Origin of the sequence: Nonomuraea sp. K271, assembly GCF_009908215.1 — a bacterium.
In the GTDB taxonomy this organism is placed as follows: domain Bacteria; phylum Actinomycetota; class Actinomycetes; order Streptosporangiales; family Streptosporangiaceae; genus Nonomuraea; species Nonomuraea longispora.
In genome coordinates this window covers 1-2,309 of sequence record NZ_JAAAHR010000342.1, presented here as the reverse complement: position 1 = coordinate 2,309, position 2,309 = coordinate 1, and the positions used below count along the sequence as shown (strand labels likewise).

The following is a 2,309-nucleotide window of genomic DNA, read 5'->3' as shown; positions in this document are numbered from 1 at the left end:
GCACGATCTCCGGCCTGGCGTGGTCGGCGAGGCTCCAGGCGCGGTCTACCGCTGCTGGCCGGCCGCCGACCACGAACGCCTCGCCGACCACGCCAGGCCGGAGATCGTGCTGGCCGACCTGACGGGGTTCGCGCTGCAGGCGGCCCGCTGGGGCGCGCCGGACGCGTCCGGGCTTGCACTCCTCGACCCGCCGCCGGCCGCCGCGATGTCCGCCGCCACCCGCGTGCTGGAAGCTCTCGGGGCTGTGGACGGAGGACGGGTGACCGGCCGCGGGCGGCGGATGGCGCTCGCGGGCGTGCACCCGCGCCTGGCCCGCGCACTGCTCGACCTCGGGCCGCGCGCAGCCGAGGTGGTGGCCCTGCTGTCGGAGCAGCCGCCGCGCGACGCCGGCGACGACCTGGTGGAGTTCTGGCGTACGGCCCGCCGCGGCGGCACCCCGTACGCCGCCCGCTGGCGCCGCGAGACCGCGCGCCTGCGCCGCACCGCCACCGGAGACCACGAGAGCGAAGACGCGGGGGTGGACGACGGGACAGCTGGGGCGGCGGTGGCGCTGGCGTTTCCCGAGCGGGTGGCGCGCAGGCGGGGCGGCGGATATCTCATGGCCTCCGGCACCCAGGCCCAGCTCGCGGAGGGCTCGAAGCTGGCCACCGCGACCTGGCTGGCCATCGCCGTGGCCGACCGCCCGGCCGGGTCGGCGTCGGCCCGCATCAGGCAGGCGGTCGTCATCGACGAGGAGACCGCCAGGCTCGCCTGCCCCGTCACCACGGAGGACGAGGTGGCCTGGCGGGTGCCGCCGGGTGAGCGGCGCGGCGACGTGTCCGCCCGCCGGGTGGAGCGCCTGGGCGCGATCGAGCTGTCCGCGACACCTCTCAAGGACGCCGACGTCCGCGCGGCCATCCTGTACGGCCTGCGCACGGAGGACGTCCTGGCCTGGACGAAGCAGGCCAGGGACCTCAGGGACCGCCTGGCCTTCTGCCACCGCGCGATCGGCCCGCCGTGGCCCTCGGTGGACGCGCTCGTCGACCTGGCCGACCGGTGGCTCGAACCCGAGTTGTCGAGGGCCCGCCGCCGCGCCGACCTGGAACGCATCGACGTGGCCTCCGCCCTGCGGCGCCTGATCCCGTGGAGCGAGCGGCTGGAGGTGGCCGCTCCCGAACGGATCGAGGTCCCGAGCGGCTCCCGCGTCCGGGTGGACTACTCGGGTGAGCAGCCGGTGCTGGCGGTCAAGCTGCAGGAGTTGTTCGGCCTGCAGGAGACGCCGGAGATCTCCGGCGTGCCGGTGCTGGTGCACCTGCTCTCCCCGGCGGGCCGGCCGGTGGCGGTCACCGCGGACCTGGCGTCGTTCTGGCGCGACGGCTACCGTTCCGTACGCGCGGAGCTGCGCGGCCGCTATCCCAAGCACCCGTGGCCGGAGGATCCTCTCGCGGCCACGCCGACCAGGCGGGTGAAACGGAGCTTGTCATGACCGACCCGCAGGCTGCGGCCGTGCACGACAACGCCGGTTGGTGCGACGTGATGTGCCGCGCCCACGGTGTCCCCGGCACGTACGGCGACGGCAGGGTCTGGGCCAGTTCCGTCAGGACGCCGGTGTTCTACCCCGACGCCGTCACGCTCTCTCCCGGCGCGACGGCGGAGGACGTGCTCGCGCGCATCGACGCGGGGCCGGGCGCGTCGGTCAAGGACAGTTACGCGGCGCTCGACCTCCCGGGCTTCGAGGTGCTGTTCGAGGCCCAGTGGATCCACCGTCCGGCGCCCCGGCCGGCGGGCACCGCGATCGCGTGGGAGGTCGTCGGCGACGCGGCCACGCTGCGCGAGTGGGAACGGGCGGCCTTCGGCGGCGAGGTGACGGGGTTGTTCCTGCCCGCGCTGCTGAAAAAGGTACGGATTGTCTGCGCCAGGATCGGCGGCGAGATCGTCTGCGGTTCGGTGCTCACCGCGAGCGGCGGGGTGGCGGGCGTCTCCAACGTCTTCGCCTCCGGCTGCGACCCGGACACCGCGTGGGCGGGCACGCTGGCCATGGCCGCCCACCTCCTGCCGGGCCGCCCGCTGGTCGGCTACGAGAGTGACCTGGAGGTCCCCCTCGGTCACGGCTTCACCCCGGTCGGCCCGCTCCGTGTCTGGCTCAGGCCCTGACCACCCATCGCGCGCTCATGGCAGGAGGTCGTCCAGGGTCGGGTCCGGCAGGGCGGGGAAGCTCTCGGACCCCAACCCCACGTCCTTGAAGCCGCTGGACGTGGCGACGCACACCACGGGCCCGTCGAAGTCGCGTCCGAGCCGGCGGTAACCCGCCACCCCCGCCGCCCCCGACA

General features: G+C 75.2%; 2 protein-coding genes. Both read left to right on the top strand.

Annotation, left to right across the window (positions count from 1 at the left end; translation table 11 throughout):
* The coding region (locus GUY59_RS46715) for an ATP-dependent helicase C-terminal domain-containing protein (RefSeq protein WP_330849315.1) at nt 1-1,465 on the top strand (1,465 nt) is incomplete at its 5' end.
* Nucleotides 1,462-2,133, top strand: coding sequence for a hypothetical protein (locus GUY59_RS46710; RefSeq protein WP_138208800.1), 672 nt, complete (start codon nt 1,462-1,464; stop codon nt 2,131-2,133). The genes GUY59_RS46715 and GUY59_RS46710, both read left to right, overlap by 4 nt.
* Nucleotides 2,134-2,309: the final 176 nt, after the last annotated feature.

What these genes read in the sequence shown, in the direction of transcription:
- GUY59_RS46710 (WP_138208800.1), top strand. Translation starts at nt 1,462, where the DNA reads ATGACCGACCCGCAGGCTGCGGCCGTGCACGACAACGCCGGTTGGTGC.